The 15628-nt window shown below is 70.8% G+C and carries 17 protein-coding genes; 11 read left to right on the forward strand and 6 right to left on the reverse strand.

Features of this window, described 5'->3' with window-relative positions; all coding sequences use genetic code 11:
• Positions 1–5 precede the first annotated feature (5 nt).
• The 4 genes from BJ963_RS18480 to BJ963_RS18495 form a co-directional block, all read right to left on the reverse strand.
• Positions 6–632, reverse strand: coding sequence for a DedA family protein (locus BJ963_RS18480; protein WP_179457895.1), 627 nt, complete (start codon positions 630–632; stop codon positions 6–8).
• 253 nt (positions 633–885) lie between these two features.
• Positions 886–1494 carry a response regulator gene (locus BJ963_RS18485; RefSeq protein ID WP_179457896.1) on the reverse strand — a complete coding sequence of 203 codons (609 nt, stop codon included), beginning with the start codon at positions 1492–1494 and terminating at the stop codon, positions 886–888.
• Entirely contained in the window at positions 1491–2519 is a 1029-nt protein-coding gene (locus BJ963_RS18490) for a sensor histidine kinase (RefSeq protein ID WP_343037320.1), read from the reverse strand. The genes BJ963_RS18485 and BJ963_RS18490 overlap by 4 nt, the downstream gene beginning before the upstream one ends.
• Positions 2520–2530: 11 nt before the next feature.
• Positions 2531–3427, reverse strand: a complete 897-nt coding sequence (locus tag BJ963_RS18495) for a UbiA family prenyltransferase (RefSeq protein ID WP_179457898.1) — start codon at positions 3425–3427, stop codon at positions 2531–2533.
• 116 nt (positions 3428–3543) lie between these two features.
• On the opposite strand from BJ963_RS18495, the gene BJ963_RS18500 reads away from it, so the two are divergent.
• The 3 genes from BJ963_RS18500 to BJ963_RS18510 all read left to right on the forward strand — a co-directional run bounded on the left by BJ963_RS18500 (position 3544) and on the right by BJ963_RS18510 (position 5819).
• The gene (locus tag BJ963_RS18500; RefSeq protein ID WP_179457899.1) at positions 3544–4140 is read left to right on the forward strand and encodes a pentapeptide repeat-containing protein; all 597 of its coding nucleotides are present in this window, start codon (positions 3544–3546) and stop codon (positions 4138–4140) included.
• A 52-nt stretch (positions 4141–4192) separates the two neighbouring features.
• Positions 4193–4855 carry a TetR/AcrR family transcriptional regulator C-terminal ligand-binding domain-containing protein gene (locus BJ963_RS18505; protein WP_179457900.1) on the forward strand — a complete coding sequence of 221 codons (663 nt, stop codon included), beginning with the start codon at positions 4193–4195 and terminating at the stop codon, positions 4853–4855.
• A 79-nt stretch (positions 4856–4934) separates the two neighbouring features.
• A complete protein-coding gene (locus BJ963_RS18510; RefSeq protein WP_179457901.1) occupies positions 4935–5819 on the forward strand; it encodes an alpha/beta fold hydrolase in 885 nt (294 codons plus the stop codon).
• A gap of 6 nt (positions 5820–5825) precedes the next feature.
• Here the strand turns inward: BJ963_RS18510 and BJ963_RS18515 are convergent, their stop codons facing one another.
• Together BJ963_RS18515 and BJ963_RS18520 are read right to left on the reverse strand one after the other, a co-directional pair.
• Positions 5826–6497 (reverse strand): ABC transporter ATP-binding protein, encoded by a 672-nt coding sequence (locus BJ963_RS18515; RefSeq protein ID WP_089913921.1) that lies wholly within the window; start codon positions 6495–6497, stop codon positions 5826–5828.
• Between the two features lie 27 nt (positions 6498–6524).
• Complete coding sequence (locus tag BJ963_RS18520) at positions 6525–8060, reverse strand: ABC transporter permease (RefSeq protein WP_089913918.1); 1536 nt, start codon at positions 8058–8060, stop codon at positions 6525–6527.
• A gap of 172 nt (positions 8061–8232) precedes the next feature.
• Between BJ963_RS18520 and BJ963_RS18525 the strand changes: the two genes are divergently transcribed.
• The 8 genes from BJ963_RS18525 (at position 8233) to BJ963_RS18560 (ending at position 15595) form a co-directional block, all read left to right on the forward strand.
• On the forward strand, positions 8233–9450 hold the full coding sequence (locus BJ963_RS18525; RefSeq protein ID WP_179457902.1) for an NAD(P)/FAD-dependent oxidoreductase: 1218 nt from the start codon (positions 8233–8235) through the stop codon (positions 9448–9450).
• Positions 9447–10343 (forward strand): RNA polymerase sigma-70 factor, encoded by an 897-nt coding sequence (locus tag BJ963_RS18530; RefSeq protein ID WP_179457903.1) that lies wholly within the window; start codon positions 9447–9449, stop codon positions 10341–10343. The genes BJ963_RS18525 and BJ963_RS18530 overlap by 4 nt, the downstream gene beginning before the upstream one ends.
• A gap of 108 nt (positions 10344–10451) precedes the next feature.
• A complete protein-coding gene (locus BJ963_RS18535) occupies positions 10452–11207 on the forward strand; it encodes a response regulator transcription factor (RefSeq protein ID WP_231947185.1) in 756 nt (251 codons plus the stop codon).
• Positions 11204–12772: a sensor histidine kinase gene (locus BJ963_RS18540; RefSeq protein ID WP_179457904.1), complete on the forward strand. Its 1569-nt coding sequence runs from the start codon at positions 11204–11206 to the stop codon at positions 12770–12772. The genes BJ963_RS18535 and BJ963_RS18540 overlap by 4 nt, the downstream gene beginning before the upstream one ends.
• Before the next feature lie 259 nt (positions 12773–13031).
• Entirely contained in the window at positions 13032–13547 is a 516-nt protein-coding gene (gene rplJ, locus BJ963_RS18545) for a 50S ribosomal protein L10 (RefSeq protein WP_089913898.1), read from the forward strand.
• Positions 13548–13600: 53 nt separating this feature from the next.
• Positions 13601–13990, forward strand: a complete 390-nt coding sequence (gene rplL, locus BJ963_RS18550) for a 50S ribosomal protein L7/L12 (protein WP_089913895.1) — start codon at positions 13601–13603, stop codon at positions 13988–13990.
• A 457-nt stretch (positions 13991–14447) separates the two neighbouring features.
• Complete coding sequence (locus BJ963_RS18555) at positions 14448–15098, forward strand: methyltransferase domain-containing protein (protein WP_179457905.1); 651 nt, start codon at positions 14448–14450, stop codon at positions 15096–15098.
• A gap of 32 nt (positions 15099–15130) precedes the next feature.
• A complete protein-coding gene (locus tag BJ963_RS18560; protein WP_089916917.1) occupies positions 15131–15595 on the forward strand; it encodes a MarR family winged helix-turn-helix transcriptional regulator in 465 nt (154 codons plus the stop codon).
• Positions 15596–15628: the final 33 nt, after the last annotated feature.

Raw genomic sequence — 15628 nt, forward strand, 5'->3', positions numbered from 1 at the left:
GCCGGTCATTCCGGAAGGGTGCGCCGTGCCCGGCGGTCGAGGACCCACGCGCGGATGCCCGCGACGAGGGAGGCGAGGATGACCACTCCCGCCACGATGTAGGCGACCGGGCGCACGCCGGGGTCGACCGCGGCGAAGTAGCCGATCACGGTGATGAGGACGCCCCAACTGAGCGCCCCGACGATGTTGGCGCTGAGGAACCGCCAGTAGCTCATCGCGCTGATCCCGGCGATCGGCGGGATGAAGACGCGGCCCCAGGGGATGTAGCGGCTGATGACGACGGACCACCAGCCGAACAGCTCGTAGAACCGCTCCGCCCGCTTCACGCCGGCCTGCACCCAGCGGCCTCCGCGCCGGGTCAGGTACGGCCGGCCCAGCCGGCGTCCGAGCCAGAATCCGACCTGGTCGCCGAGCACCGCTGCGACTCCCACCCCGATCGCCAGCACCCAGATCGACAGCTCCGGGTTCGTGCCCGTCAGGATGCCGGCGCCGAACAGCAGCGAGTCGCCCGTGATGAACGGGATGAAGACGCCGACGAAGAGCGCGGTCCCGGCGAAGACCAGCCCCCAGACCGCCAGATAGAAGACGAGCGGCCCGACATCCCCGAGGAAGTCTGCGAGGTCGTGGGCCATGCTCCGAGCGTATCCGAGTGTCCCCTCCGCCCACCGTCGAGTCCGCGATCTTTGCACGCGCCGCGCCGCGTTGGCGTGCAAAGTTTGCGGACTCGACGGTGGGGGTGGGGGTCGGGGCGGGATGTGACCAAAGGTGTATTGGTTTTGGTCGTGCGAGCAAATACTTTCATTGTGCGCCCTCGGGGGACGGCGCTGGTGGTGGCGGGCAGTGGGGGTCCTGCCACCGCCCCAAATCCTTCGGTCGGGCCTGCTCTCAGTCGAGCAGGCCCAGCCGGGCGGCCTTCCTGACCGCGTCGATGCGGGAGGTGGCTCCGAGCTTCTCGTACATGTTCGTGGTGTGGCGTTTGACCGTGCCCTCGGCGATCGAGAGCGACATCGCGATGTCGCGGTTCGAGTAGGCCTGCGCGATCATGCGCAGCACCTCCTGCTCGCGGACGGTGAGGATGGCGTCGGCGGCCTCGGCATCGACGCTCGCCTCAGCAGGCTCACCGGTCGGCGGGGTGGCCCGCGCGATCACGGCGATCAGCTGCTCGCTCCCCACCGTCTTCGTGATGAAGGCCGCGGCCCCCGCACGGAGCAGCTGCCGTTCGAGCACGGCGTCGCTGTGCATCGTGAGGATGACGACCGCCGTCTGCGGGTGATGCCTCCGGATGCGCGCGATCGTCTGCTCGGCCGGCGTACCGGGGATCTCGACGTCGAGGAGCAGGACGTCGGGGGAGTGCTCGGCGACGAGAGTCAGTGCCTCCTCGCTGGAGCCGCCCTCCCCGACGATGAGGAACCGGCCCTCGATGAGGGCTCGGATGCCCTGCCGGAACATGCCGTGGTCGTCGATGAGGACGACGGTTCGCGGTTCGTTGCTCATTCGGATTCCCGGTCTCTCGGAATGGTCAAGGTGAGCGTCGTGCCTGTGCCGAGGCCCGGGACGATCTCGAGCTCGGCGCCGATCAGCTCGGCGCGCTCCTGCGCCGCGATCAGCCCCAGCGCGCCCGACCGGACCGTCTCATGGGCGAATCCATGGCCGTTGTCGCTGACGGAAATGGTCAGACTGCGCCGGTCCCAGTGCGAGTGGACGCGGATGCGCTCAGCACCGGAGTGCCTCCTGGCGTTGTGCACGGCCTCGCGGACGATGATGAACGCCTCCTCCTGCACCCCGGTCGACAGCCGGTACGGCGCGCCCTCGACCGTGGTCTCCACGGGAGGACCGGAGTCGTCGAGATCGCCGACGTAGTCATGCAGCGCCTCGTCGAGGCGCTTGTCGCCGACCGCATGGCGCAGGTCGAGTGCGATCGCGCGGGTCTCGTCCAGTGCGGCGCTGAACAGCTGCACCCCCTCCCGGAGCCGCGGATCCGACGCGGCGTCGATCCCCCCGAGCTGGAATCGCTGGAGACCGGCCGCGATGCTGTGCGCGACGCGGTCGTGCAGCTCGCGCGAGATGCCGAGGCGCTCCTCGCTGTGGGCGACCGCCAGACGCTCGAGCAGGACGTTGACATAGCCGACGGAGGCGGGGACGACGGCGCTCATGATGGAGGCGTTCAGGGCCCGGGCGAGATCGGCGGGGCTGACGTCGGTGTCCTGGTCGGCGCTGATGATCGAGAACGCGACATCGAAGAGCACGGTGGCCGCGCTGAGACTGTCGACCGGGTGGATGTTCTGGCGCGCCCGCTTCTCGCCGACCCCGGATCCATGCGCGGCCGGTGCGGTCGGCCGCTCCACGCCGCCGGGGCGCCCCAGCCGGTCGAAGGTGCGGTCGAGGATCCAGTCGACCTGCGCAGCGAGCTGCTCGCTGACCTCCGCATCAGCGACCAGGGTGCTCTCCGAGGCCCGGAGCCGCTCGAACAGTGCCGCCAGGATGCGGTCGCGCAGCGCGACCCCGTCGTTACCGATCACCACTCCGCCCCTCAGCTCTCGAGCGCTCCCAGAAGCGCTGCGACGTTCAGAGCGTACTGACCCGCCATGAAGGATCGGTACGGCCGCTTCTCGCCGCGGCGGTCTCCGCCACCGGCCAGGAGCGTGACGACGATCACGATCGGGCCGGCCGCACCGAGGACCAGCAGCGTTCGGAGCTGGTGGACGAGCGCGCCGAGCGCCAGCGCCGCGGCCGATACGACACCGGTCCCCGCGGCGACGACGACCCGCGCCCGCTCCGCTCCGAGCATCACCGGAAGCGTGCGGCGCCCGTCGGCCGCGTCGCCGGCGACATCGCCGAAGTCCTTGGTGTGCCCGACCACCGCGATCCAGGAGGATGCGACCGCAGCGAAGACCACGGCGGATGCGGACACCGTTCCGCCGACGACGAGCGCCGCGGCCAGGTACGTGAGGAACACGCCGACCGCTGCGACCGCCAGAGCGGCCACCGCCGCCTTCTTCGCCGCCCACGGTCCGACCGAGTAGACGAGCCCCAGGCCGACGAACGCCAGCACGGCGAGCAGGAACGGGCGGGGGAACAGGGAGGCGAGCAGCAGAGACAGCGTGAGGAGGATCGCCGCGATGGCCCACGCCGCGGGAACCTCCAGCCGGCCGGAGGCCAGCGGCCGGGACGACCCGTTGAGCCGGTCGCCCTCGATGTCGCTGATCCCGTTGATCAGGTAGACGGCCCACACCGTGAGGAGCCAGGAGATGGTCGCGAGCCAGAGCCCCGGCGACGACCAGTCCGCGCCGACGACCAGCAGCGTCCCCACCACGAAGCGGAGGGCGAAGACGCCGAGCACCACTGGCCGCCCCTCCAGGAACGCCAGCCCCACCCGGGACGCGCAGGTCGCGATCGTGCCGCGATCCGGGTGGACGACGCTGCTCATCCGCTCATTGTCGAGCGCTCCTCACCATTTCGGGCGGCTCGGGGAGTACAACGAAAGTCACATTCCGGGCGACGTGCGCCCGCTCCCGCCCGAGCCGCGCCGGATAGGCTCGCCGCATGACAGGCACCGGGGAGACGATCGCAGGCGAGGACTGGTACGGGCGCGAACTCGATGGTGTCGAATACAGCGGGGTCGTGTTCGACGACGTCGACTTCACCGAGCTGCGCACCACCGGCGCGACCTTCACGGAGTGCGTGTTCCGAAAGGTCCGCTTCAACGTGAGCGAGCACAACGACTCGGCGTTCGTGAACTGCCGGTTCGAGTCCTGCAACTTCTTCGACGCGTCCTTCCGGCGGTGCAAGCTCACCGGCAGCACCTTCCAGGGCTGCGAGTTCTCGCTGCTGAAGGTCGAGGGCGGCAACTGGTCGTTCGTCGGCCTGCGCCGCGCCGAACTGCGGGGCGTGTCGTTCGAGGGCGTCCGCCTCCGGGAGGCGGACCTTTCGGGGGCGCGGTGTCAGGAGGCCCGGTTCGACGGGTGCGACCTCAGTGCCGTGACGCTGACCGGAGCCGACCTCACCGCGGCCAGCGTCGTCGGGAGCGACCTGACCGGTGTCGACCCGGACGAGGTCGTGCTCCGCGGCACCGTCATCGACGAGCGGCAGGCGGTCGTGCTGGCCGAGGCGTTCGGGATGGTCGTCGTCCCGGCGCGCTGACGCATCCGGAGCCGGTTTGGCGATCGCGGCGTATCGCGTTACGATACGGAACGTGTCGTATTCAGATACTCCCTCTCGCCGCGTGGGCCGGCCACGCGATGACGACCGCGAGTCGCGCATCCTCGCCGTCGTCAACGCCCTGCTCGCCGAACGCGGTTACGACGGCGTCTCGTTCGAGGAGGTCGCCCGCCGAGCCGGCGCCTCCAAGCCGACCCTGTACCGCCGCTGGGCGACCAAGCGCGAGATGGTCGTCGCAGCCCTCAAAGCCGGGCCGGCCCGGCGGGAGGACGCCGACGCGATCGACACCGGTTCGCTTCGCGGCGACCTGCTCGCGCTCTGCCGCCGCCTGTTGACGACCCTCCGATCGGCCGACGGCCAGACCGCGCTCGCTCTCCTGCAGGCCGGGTTCGAGGACCCGGAGCTCGGCGAGACGATCGAGCGGACGGTCGGGCCCACCGGTGCGCGCCTCCCCGCCGAGGTCGTCGCGGCGGCGGTACGGCGCGGTGAGCTCCCCGAAGGCGTCGACCCGTTCCCGTTCGAGGAAGTCACGGGCTCGGTGCTCCTGCTCCGCCGCCTCAACGGCCTCGCCACCACCGACGCGTACCTGGAGGCGCTGGTCGACACCATCCTGCTCCCGGCGCTCCGCGCGACGCCGGGGCGCGCCGCGCTTCCCGCCGGCATCTTCTCCGGGCGACCGGAGACCACCGACGCCTGATCCCGGCACCGGACCATCCACCCTCACCCACACGCACACACGCATACGCACACCCACACGCACAAGGAGACCACCCGCCATGGCCACGATCGACGGCTTCCGATACGACACCATCCCCGGCAGCGGGGGCGTCCCGATCCACGTCGCCGTCGGAGGGAGCGGTCCCGCCGTCGTTCTGCTGCACGGCTTCCCGCAGACCCACTACATGTGGCGCGAGGTCGCCGGCCGGCTCTCCGGCGATCACACCGTGATCGTCCCGGACCTCCGCGGGTACGGCGAGAGCGGCAAGCCGGCGGAGGCGGGCGACGACACCTATTCGAAGCGGACCATGGGCGACGACGTCGTCGCGGTCGCCGCCGCCCTCGGCCACGAGCGGTTCGGCCTGATCGGTCACGATCGCGGCGCGCTCGTCGGCGTCCGGGCCGCCCTCGACCACCCCGACCGCGTGCGCTACCTCGGCATCCTCGACGTTCTCCCCACCCTCGACACCTGGGACGTACTGCACGGGGTGGATGCGAAGATCGCCTGGCATCTCTACCTGATGGCTCAGCCCGTGGGGCTGCCCGAGCGCATGATCGCCGCCGTCGCCGACGACTTCTTCGCCTCGTTCCTCGACGCGTGGGACACCGACGGCTCCACCTTCCCGGCGGAGGTGCGGAGGCACTACATCGACAGCTCGGTGGCCGCGGTGCCGTCGATCGTCGCCGACTACCGCGCCAGCGCCGGCATCGATCTGGAGATGGACCGCGCGGATCGCGCCGCGGGAAGCCGGCTGGCCATGCCGGTCGGCGTCCTCTCGCAGGACTGGGGTTCGCAGCTCGGGTTCGATCCGCGGGCGATCTGGGGCGCCTGGTCCGACGACCTGACCTACGAGCCGATCGGCGCCGGCCACTTCATGGCCGAGGAGAAGCCGGACGACGTGGCCCGGTTCATCCGGTCGCTCGCCGCGCGCGCCGGCTCGTAGACCGGATCAGGCGACCTCGCGCACCTGTCCGTGCTTGATGTGCAGGCGGCGCTGGGCCCGCTTGGCGACCGCGGTGTCGTGCGTCACGATCACGACGGTGAGGCCGCGGTCGCGCCAGAGACCTTCGAGCAGGTCCATGATCTCGTCGCGCGTCTCCTCGTCCAGGTTGCCCGTCGGCTCGTCGGCCAGCAGCACCTCGGGATCCTTGACCAGCGCTCGCGCGATCGCGACGCGCTGCTGCTGGCCGCCGGAGAGCTCCGACGGCAGGTGGTTGCCACGGTCGGCCAGTCCGACCGAGGCGAGGGCCTCTGCGGCACGGCGCTTGCGCTCGGCCGCGCCCACCCGGAGCGGGGCGAGGGCCGTCTCCACGTTCTCCTGGGCGGTGAGGGTCGGGATCAGGTTGAAGCCCTGGAAGACGAAGCCGATCTCCTTCGCGCGGATCTTCGCGAGCCGTCCGTCGTGCTGCTTCGAGAGGCTGTCGGCTCCCAGCTGCACCGACCCGGAGGTGGGCCGGTCGAGCGCGCCGAGCATCTGCAGCAGGGTCGACTTGCCTCCTCCGGTCGGGCCCTGGATGGCGACCAGCTGGCCGTCGGGGATCTCCAGGGTCACGTCCGAGAGGGCGACGACCTGACGCTTGGACTGGCTGTAGGTCTTGGTGACGTCGGTGAGGGTGTACATGCGAGCTCCTTCGAGGCGGGATGACGTTCAGGCGACCGAGCGCAGGGCTGCGGCGGGGCGGAGACGCGAGGCGCGCCACCCGCCGATGGCGCCGGCGAGCAGACCGCCGAGGACGGCGAGGCCGACTGCGCCGACGATGATCCAGAGCGTGACCGGGGCGTGCAGTGCGATGTTCGCGGAGCTGGTCGCCGCCTCCCTGGCCGCACCGAACGCGCCGCCGAAGCCGCGCGCGGCGCCCTCGCCGGTCCCGCCGGCCGCGGCTCCCTCCGCAGCGGGGCGCACGCCGGCCGCTCCGGTGGTGCCGCGCCCGATGCTGCCGGTCAGCGTCGGCGAGATCAGGTTGACGACCAGCACACCGAGGAGGCCGACCGCGACGCCGATCACACCGCCGATCACTCCCTGGACGACCGACTCTCCGGCGACCTGCCCGACGATGCGCCGGTTGGACCAGCCGATCGCCTTCAGGGTGCCGAACTCGCGGGTGCGCCGGGTGACGCCGGAGATGGTGAAGAGGATCGCGATGAGGAACGCGGCCGCGAGGACGATCACGGAAAGCCAGGTGCCCAGGTTCGCGATGAGCTGGCCGGCGCTTCCGAGGGAGCCGGACACCGTGGAGGCGAGGTCCGCCTGCGTGCTGACGGTCGCTCCCGAGACCGACTTCGTCAGGTCGGTCTTGATCTGGTCGATGTCGCCGGACGAGGCCGCCTTGACGTAGACGGAGGAGATCTTGCCGGTCTGGCCGGAGAGCGTCTGGGCGACGTCGAGCGGGATGTACGCGTTCGCCGCCGTCGTCGCATCGGAACCCGTCGCCGCGACGATCCCGATCACCGAGAAGTCGGTCCCGCCGATGGTGACGGTGTCGCCGACGGCCTTGCTCGCGGTCTTGGCGTAGCTCGCGTCGAGCACCACCACATCCTTGCCCGCGTCGGCGGACGTGAAGCTGCGGCCGCCGGTCAGGGTGACCGAGGCGAGCGGCCCGACCGACGTGCCGGTGGGGTCGAGGCCGAGCACGGAGAACGAGTCGACGGTGAAGGAGCTGCCGCCCGCGCCATCCGAACCGCCCGTCGGCGGTGCGGTCGGCTGCCCGCCCTGACCGCTCTCGCGCTCCTGGCGCAGCTGCTGGAAGTTCGGCAGCGTCCCGCTGAAACTGGTGTTCGTCAGCGAGAGCACGGCCGCGGCCGCCTGGACGTTGTCCACCTTCTTCACGGTGGTGAGGGTGGAGGCGTCCATGACGGTCGCCCCGCGCGTCGGTTCGAGGCGGGAGGTGTTCACCTGTCGGCCGGCGCCGGTCTCGGTCCCGGCGTCTGCGCCGAAGTCGAAGCGCGGTCCGCCTCCCGCTCCCTGCAGCCCCGACGCGTTCTGCGCCGTCGCGGGCTGGCTGACGGTGATGTCGGTGCCGACGCCGTAGACGGACTGGAGCACGCTCTCCTGCGCCTGGCGCACCCCCGCGGAGACCGCGTCGACGATGATGACCAGCGCGATCGCGAGGGCCATGCCGATGGCGATGATGATCGTCTGCTTGCGGCGGTTGAGCAGTTCGCGCCGGAGGTAGGTACCGAACATGGGCTCCCAAACTGTTCTGTCGGATGAAGGTCTGACGCGAGGCTAGGAAGCGCCGTTTTCGGGCCGCTATGGCGAAGCTATGCATCCGCCGAGTCCCGGGTCTGCTCGCGGATGTCACATCCGGGCCCCCAGCCGTGTCGTACGGGTGAAGGCGACGAGAAGGAGGAGTCCCATGCAGCAGCAGGCCGACGTGGTGGTGGTCGGAGGCGGATACGCCGGGGTGGCGGCGGCCAACCGGCTCAGCGGCACCGACGGTGTGAACGTCACCCTGGTGAATCCGCGGCCCGTGTTCGTCGAGCGCATCCGGCTCCATCAGCTGGCCGCCGGCACGGACGACGCGATCGTGGAGTTCGGGAGGGTGCTCGCGCCGTCGGTGCACCTCGTCGTCGACGCCGTCGAGCGCATCGATGCGGCCGCCCGGCAGGTCGAGCTCTCCTCGGGCCGGCGGCTCGGGTACGACCATCTGGTGTACGCCGCGGGCAGCGTCCACGCCCGCTCCGATGCACCGGGTGCCGCGGAGCACGCCCGGCCGATCGCGCAGCTCGCCGATGCGGACCGGCTGCGGGAGGAGCTCGCCGCGCTCGGGTCGACCGCGCCCATCGCGGTGGTGGGCGGAGGCCCGCTCGGCGTCGAGGTCGCGGCGGAGCTCGCCGAGCAGGGGAGGGCGGTCACCCTCTACTGCGGAGGACCGCTGGCGCCGTCGCTGCATCCCCGTGGCCGTCGATCCGTCGCCCGGCGGCTGGCCGCTCTCGGCGTCGCGGTGGAGGACGGCCCGGGTTCGCGGGTCACCGCGGTCGAGCGGGATGCGGTGGCGCTGGCCGACGGGAGCACGCGCCCCAGCGCCCTCACCGTCTGGGCGGCCGGATTCGTCGCCGCCGACCTGGCGCGGCGCAGCGGGCTCACCACCGACCGGGCCGGCCGGCTCATCACCGACGAGACGCTGACCAGCGTCGACGACGACCGCATCGTGGCGGCGGGCGACTCGGCCGCGCCGTCCGGGCGCCCGCTGCGGATGAGCTGCCAGGCGGCCGGGCCGCTCGGCGGCGCCGCCGCGGACACCGTCCTGCGCAGGATCGGCGGACAGGATCCCGCGCCGTTCGTGATGGGGTTCGTCGGCCTCTGCATCAGCCTGGGCCGGCGGCACGGGATCTTCCAGTTCGAGCACAGGGACGACACGGCGACGCGGGCGCACATCGGCGGCCGGGCCGGAGCGGCCGTGAAGGAGCTGGTGTGCCGGGGGACCGTGCAGCAGCTCGCTCTCGAGGCGCGGCATCCCGGCGTCACGCGGCTCCCCGCGGGCTTCGGCGACCGGGAGCGCCGCCGTATGCTCGCTGTGGACGGGTGGGCCGGCGGAGTCGCCGGCGCAGCGCCGAGGCGGGAGGGCGTATGAACGCGCACCGGACGGACGAGGCGACGTCGCGCTTCGTGGCGCACCGCAACCTCCTCTTCACCGTCGCGTACGAGATGCTCGGCTCGGCGGCGGACGCCGAGGACGTCCTGCAGGAGACGTGGCTGCGCTGGAGCACCGTCGACCAGGCGGAGGTGCGGGAGCCCCGCGCCTACCTGGTGCGGATCGCGACGCGGCTGGCTCTCAACCGCCTCCGCAGCGCGCAGCGCCGTCGCGAGGCGTACGTGGGTCCGTGGCTGCCCGAGCCGCTGCTGACATCGCCCGACGTCGCCGAGGACGCCGAGCTGGCGGAGAGCGTCTCCCTGGCGCTCATGGTGGTGCTGGAGACCCTCGGGCCGACCGAGCGCGCGGTGTTCGTGCTGCGCGAGATCTTCGGCTTCGAGTTCGACGAGATCGCGGCGACGGTGGAGAAGACGCCGGCGACCGTTCGTCAGATCGCGCACCGTGCGCGGCAGCATGTCGAGGCGCGGCGCCCGCGCGTGAGCGTCAGCGCCGACGAGGCGCGCACGGCGCTCGCCGCCTTCCGGCTGGCCGTCGAGACCGGCGACGTGCAGGCGATGCTGGACGTTCTCGCCCCGGACGTCGTGCTGATCAGCGACGGAGGCGGGGTGAAGCAGGCGGCGCTCCGGCCGATCCTGGGAGCGGACAAGGTGACGCGCTTCATCGCCGGAGCCATCGCCAAGGCGGGCGTCGCGGTGACCTCGGAGGCGACCGTCGTCAACGGCAACCCGGCGCTCGCCCTGAGCGTCGACGGCGCGCTGGACGGTGTCCTCGCGGCGCGCGTGCAGGACGGGCGGATCGCGGGTCTGTACTTCGTCCGCAACCCGCGGAAGCTCACGCGGGTGGGGGAGGAGTTCGTCCTGTCCCTGCGCTGAGCGCAGCGCGGATCGAAGCACCTCCGTCTCACGCCGGGAGCGCTCAGAGAGTTCATAGGTTGTGCAAAGACGGCATCCATCACCCTCCTCATAATGAGAAAGGTGACCATGAACGCGCGCGCCGCCTCCGGCCCCTCCAGCCAGCCCCGTACCCTCCTGCGCCGTGCGGACGGCAGCGCCATCCGCGTGCTCGTCGTCGATGACGAGGCGACACTGACGGATCTGCTCGCGATGGCCCTCCACTACGAGGACTGGGAGGTCAAGACGGCGTCGAACGGGCAGCAGGCGCTGCAGCTGTCGCGCGAGTTCAAGCCGGACGTCGTGGTGCTCGACATCATGCTTCCCGACATCGACGGCCTCCAGGTGCTGTCGCGGATGCGCGCCGACGGCAACGAGGCGCCCGTGCTCTTCCTCACCGCGAAGGACTCCCTGGACGACCGCATCGCCGGCCTCACCGCCGGCGGCGACGACTACGTGACGAAGCCGTTCAGCCTGGAGGAGCTGGTCGCGCGGCTGCGCGGCCTGCTGCGCCGGTCGCGTGCGGCCGTCGCCGACCACGACGACCCGGTGCTCATTGTCGGCGACCTCGTGCTCGACGAGGACAGCTACGAGGTGCACCGCGACGGCGAGCCCATCCAGCTGACCGCAACAGAGTTCGAGCTCCTGCGGTTCCTGATGCGGAATCCGCGCCGCGTGCTCAGCAAGGCCCAGATCCTCGACCGGGTCTGGAGTTACGACTTCGGCGGATCCTCCAGCGTCGTCGAGCTCTACATCTCCTACCTGCGCAAGAAGATCGACGCCGGCCGCGCCCCGATGATCCACACCGTCCGCGGCGCCGGCTACATGGTGAAGGCCGCGCAATGACCTCCGCCCGCGTCGCGGGCGGCCCGGTCACCGAGTCAGCCGGAACGGGTCGCGCGAGCGGCCGGTCCTGGCGCATCCGGCCGTTCCGCTCGTGGACGCTGCGGAGCCGTGTCGTGCTCGTCGTCGTGGCGATGCTGGCGGTGCTGGGCGCCGTGATCGGGACGGCCAGCGTGTTCGCGCTGCAGAACTATCTGATGCAGCGGCTGGACGGGCAGCTCACCTCCGCGCTCGACCGCGGTCAGCGCGCGGCGGACCGGATCTACGGCGACCAGCCGACCGGGCCGGATGTGATCGGCATCGTCCAGACGCCCGGTCAGCAGACCGGGACCTTCGGCGTGATCCGGAGCGGCGACATGCTGCTCTATCCGGTCATCCTCTCCGAGAGGCCGCCGGGCAGCACGCCCGATCAGCCGGTCGCGCCGAAGCGGGTGCTCATCTCCACCACCGCCCTCATCAGCCTGCCGTCGGACGGGCACCCGCGGACGATCGACCTCGGCGCGTCCCTGGGCGACTACCGCGTCGCCGCGGTGGAGCTCACGAACGGCGACAGCGTCATCATCGGCCTGCCCCTCAGCGACGTGAATGCGACCGTCGCCCGGCTCACCCTCGTCATCGTGCTCGTCACCCTGGCCGGGCTGGTGTTCGCGTTCCTCCTCGCGAGCGTCGTGGTCCGTCTGGCGATGCGACCCCTGGAGCGGGTGGCGGGCACCGCAGAGCAGGTCTCCTCCCTGCCGCTCGACCGGGGGGATGTCGCGCTGTCGGTCCGCGTGCCGGAGGCCGACACCGATCAGCACACGGAGGTCGGCAAGGTCGGTTCGGCGCTCAACCGCATGCTCGGCCATGTCGCCTCCGCTCTGACGGCCCGGCAGGCGAGCGAGCAGAAGGTGCGCCAGTTCGTGGCCGACGCCAGCCACGAACTGCGCACGCCGCTCGCGTCCATCCGCGGTTACGCCGAGTTGACCCGGCGGGCGCCGCACGAGCTTCCGCCGGACGTGACACACTCGCTCGGCCGCATCGAGTCGGAGGCGACCCGCATGACCTCGCTCGTCGAGGACCTCCTGCTGCTCGCCCGCCTCGACGAGGGGCGTGAGCTCGACCGCGACCCGGTCGACCTGTCCCTTCTGCTGGTGGATGCGCTCAGCGACGCGCACGCCGCCGGCCCCGGCCACGAGTGGGCGCTCGATCTTCCGGATGAGCCCGTCGAGGTGGTCGGCGACGCCCCGCGACTGCATCAGGTGCTCATGAACCTGCTCGCGAACGCGCGCGTGCACACCCCGGACGGCACGAAGGTGACGGCCGGATTGCGGGTGGACGAGGACGCGCACCGTGCCGTGATCACGGTCGCGGACGATGGGCCCGGCATCCCGGAGGAGCTGCAGGCGACGCTGTTCGAGCGCTTCGCCCGGGGCGACAGCTCCCGCAACCGCGCCACCGGATCGACGGGACTGGGCCTCGCCATCGTGCAGGCCGTCGTCCAGGCGCACGGGGGAGACGTGTCGGTGACCAGCGAGCCCGGGCGCACGGTGTTCACGGTCTCGCTGCCGCTCGTGCCGACGGCCGCCTGAGTCCGATTTGCGGACACGGGTCCGCATCCCGTACCCTGTACGAAGCCAAAGACCGCTGGTTGTCGTGCTCGCATGACCGAAGATCCCACTCAGGTGGGGGCCCGCGCAGGTGTATGAAGCAAGTTCCGCATTTTCTGCGTCGCCAGCTCCGTGCCTCTGCGCCGGAGCTTTTTTCTTTGTCCGGTGACGGTGTCGTCCAGCGACTTTGGCGGGCACACCGCTCCCGCGGTGTGCGACGAAGAAGATTGAGGAGTAGGCCATGGCGAACAAGGAAGCCACGGTCGCCGAGCTCGAGAACCTGTTCGAGAGCTCGACCGCCGTTCTGCTGACCGAGTACCGCGGTCTCACTGTCGCTCAGCTCAAGCAGCTGCGCACGTCGATCAGTGAGCACGCGACCTACGCCGTGGTGAAGAACACGCTGACCAAGATCGCGGCCAACAACGCCGGCATCTCGTCGTTCGACGAGGAGCTCGCTGGGCCGTCCGCGATCGCCTTCGTGCACGGTGACCCTGTCGCCGTCGCGAAGTCGCTGCGTGACTTCGCCAAGGCAAACCCTCTGCTTGTGGTCAAGGGCGGTTACTTCGACGGTAACGCGCTGACCGCAGAAGAGGTAGGCAAGCTCGCCGACCTCGAGTCCCGTGAGGTTCTGCTGGCCAAGCTGGCCGGCGCCTTCAAGGCCTCGCTGTTCGGAGCCGCATATCTGTTCAACGCACCGCTGTCGAAGGCCGTTCGCACGGTCGACGCGCTGCGTGAGAAGCAGGAGTCCGCTGCCTGAGTCCTCACGGACAAGGCCAGCGGTGAGTAACCACACACACTAAGGAGAGAACAATGGCAAAGCTTTCGACTGAGGAGCTGCTCGAGGCGTTCAAGGAGCTCACGCTCATTGAGCTCAGCGAGTTCGTGAAGAAGTTCGAGGAGACCTTCGAGGTCACCGCCGCCGCCCCCGTCGCCGTGGCCGCTCCGGCCGCCGGTGGTGCGGGCGCCGCTGCCGAAGAGGTCGAGGAGAAGGACTCCTTCGACGTCGTCCTCGAGGCCGCCGGTGACAAGAAGATCCAGGTCATCAAGGAGGTGCGCGCCCTCACCAGCCTCGGCCTCGGTGAGGCGAAGGCCCTCGTTGACGGCGCGCCGAGCACCGTGCTCGAGGGTGCCAACAAGGAGACCGCTGACAAGGCGAAGGCCCAGCTCGAAGAGGCTGGCGCCACCGTCACCCTGAAGTAATCGGGGCCCCTCGGGGCTCTTCTTACCGACGGCTGACTGCCGCTGTGTCGTAGACACAGGCGCGACGCGGACTCCTCCCATCAGAGAGTGTCCGCGTTGCGGAGGGCGTCGCCCCCGTAACGGGGCGACGCCCTCCGTGCGTTAACCGACGCACGGGCGCGGATGCTCACCCATCCACGCGTCCGATCGCGCCAGCCAGCGTGCATCGGTGTGCAAGGACGCACAACCGGAAGAAGAACCACGATGAATACCAGTTCGTGGCGTGCTTACGCCTCGCGACTGCGTGACTTCGGTCACGCGATGCTCCACGGTGAGGACCGCGACAGCGGTTGCCACCCACCGGATCTGTGCCGCAGGACCCTCCTCTACGACAGGTACCTGCGGTAACACCCACCACGAAGCGCCCCCGGCCACCCGGCCGGGGGCGCTTCGCCGTCGACCGTCTAGACTCCGACCCGTGACCGACGAGCCCGCCGATGTGACCGCCACCCGCCTCGCCTACGACGCCGTCGCCGAGGACTACGCCGACCTGTTGCGCGACGACCTCGCGGGGAGCGAGTTCGACCGCGCGATGCTCGGGGTGTTCGCCGAGCAGGTGACCCGCGCGGGCGGCGGCGTCGTGGGGGACCTGGGATGCGGTCCCGGCCGGATCGCCGGACACCTCGCGGGGCTCGGACTGGATGTCGTCGGCGTCGACCTCTCACCCGCGATGGTCGAGGTCGCCCGTCGCGACCATCCCGCCGTGCGGTTCGAGGTGGGGACGATGGCGGCCCTTCCGTTCCCGGACGACGCTCTCGCCGGTGCGCTGGCGTGGTACTCCGTCATCCACACGCCCGACGAGCGGCAGGCCGGGCTCTACGCCGAGTTCGCCCGCGTCATCCGGCCCGGCGGCGTGCTCCTCCTCGCCTTCCAGGTGGGGGAGGACGTCGTGCACCTCACGCACGCCTACGGGCACGACCTCGACCTGCACACGCGGCGACAGCATCCCGGCATCGTCAAGGACAGGCTGGTCGGGGCGGGCTTCACGCCGACGGCGGAGCTGATCCGGCAGGCCGTCCCGCCGGAGAAGTCGCCCCAGGGCTACGTGCTCGCCCGTCGCGACGTTTGATAAACATAGGCAAGCTATATATAATGGGTCTCATGCCCGAGACGCCCGAACTCCGCCAGACCCTCGGCGACCTCGTGGTCGCCGCGCACCGCCTCGCCCGGCTCGCGGCCCGGGTCACCGGCAGCACCGAGTCCCCCGCCACCTGGCGCACCCTCAGCGTGCTGCAGACCGTCGGCCCGATGCGCCTCGGCGAGCTCGCCGAGCACAGCCGGGTGTCCCAGCCGACCATGACCAAGCTCGTCCGCAACCTCGTCGACGCCGAATGGGTGAAGCGCATCGCCGATACCACCGACGCGCGCGCCTGGCAGATCGCGATCACGGCGAAGGGCGCGGACGCGCTCCAGACGTGGCGAGACGAGCTCTCGGCCGCGCTCGTCCCGATGTTCGCCGACCTCAGCGACGACGAGCTGGCCGCGATGCGCGCCACCGTCGAGATCATCGGATCACGCGTCGATCTCTCCACGGCGGCATCGGCGGCGCTGGCCGGCCGGGGCTGACCCCCGCCGGCTCTCGCTTCGTCGCATCCCGTC

Origin of the sequence: Leifsonia soli, from assembly GCF_013408745.1 — a bacterium.
Classification (GTDB): Bacteria; Actinomycetota; Actinomycetes; order Actinomycetales; family Microbacteriaceae; genus Leifsonia; species Leifsonia soli.

Excerpts from the sequence above, each read along its gene's own strand:
- BJ963_RS18480 (WP_179457895.1), bottom strand. The coding sequence starts at position 632 with ATGGCCCACGACCTCGCAGACTTCCTCGGGGATGTCGGGCCGCTCGTC.
- BJ963_RS18530 (WP_179457903.1), top strand. The coding sequence starts at position 9,447 with ATGAACGCGCACCGGACGGACGAGGCGACGTCGCGCTTCGTGGCGCAC.
- BJ963_RS18560 (WP_089916917.1), top strand. The coding sequence starts at position 15,131 with ATGCCCGAGACGCCCGAACTCCGCCAGACCCTCGGCGACCTCGTGGTC.
- BJ963_RS18525 (WP_179457902.1), top strand. The coding sequence starts at position 8,233 with ATGCAGCAGCAGGCCGACGTGGTGGTGGTCGGAGGCGGATACGCCGGG.
- BJ963_RS18515 (WP_089913921.1), bottom strand. The coding sequence starts at position 6,497 with ATGTACACCCTCACCGACGTCACCAAGACCTACAGCCAGTCCAAGCGT.
- BJ963_RS18535 (WP_231947185.1), top strand. The coding sequence starts at position 10,452 with ATGAACGCGCGCGCCGCCTCCGGCCCCTCCAGCCAGCCCCGTACCCTC.
- rplJ (WP_089913898.1), top strand. The coding sequence starts at position 13,032 with ATGGCGAACAAGGAAGCCACGGTCGCCGAGCTCGAGAACCTGTTCGAG.
- BJ963_RS18520 (WP_089913918.1), bottom strand. The coding sequence starts at position 8,060 with ATGTTCGGTACCTACCTCCGGCGCGAACTGCTCAACCGCCGCAAGCAG.
- BJ963_RS18495 (WP_179457898.1), bottom strand. The coding sequence starts at position 3,427 with ATGAGCAGCGTCGTCCACCCGGATCGCGGCACGATCGCGACCTGCGCG.
- BJ963_RS18500 (WP_179457899.1), top strand. The coding sequence starts at position 3,544 with ATGACAGGCACCGGGGAGACGATCGCAGGCGAGGACTGGTACGGGCGC.
- BJ963_RS18485 (WP_179457896.1), bottom strand. The coding sequence starts at position 1,494 with ATGAGCAACGAACCGCGAACCGTCGTCCTCATCGACGACCACGGCATG.
- BJ963_RS18510 (WP_179457901.1), top strand. The coding sequence starts at position 4,935 with ATGGCCACGATCGACGGCTTCCGATACGACACCATCCCCGGCAGCGGG.
- BJ963_RS18540 (WP_179457904.1), top strand. The coding sequence starts at position 11,204 with ATGACCTCCGCCCGCGTCGCGGGCGGCCCGGTCACCGAGTCAGCCGGA.
- rplL (WP_089913895.1), top strand. The coding sequence starts at position 13,601 with ATGGCAAAGCTTTCGACTGAGGAGCTGCTCGAGGCGTTCAAGGAGCTC.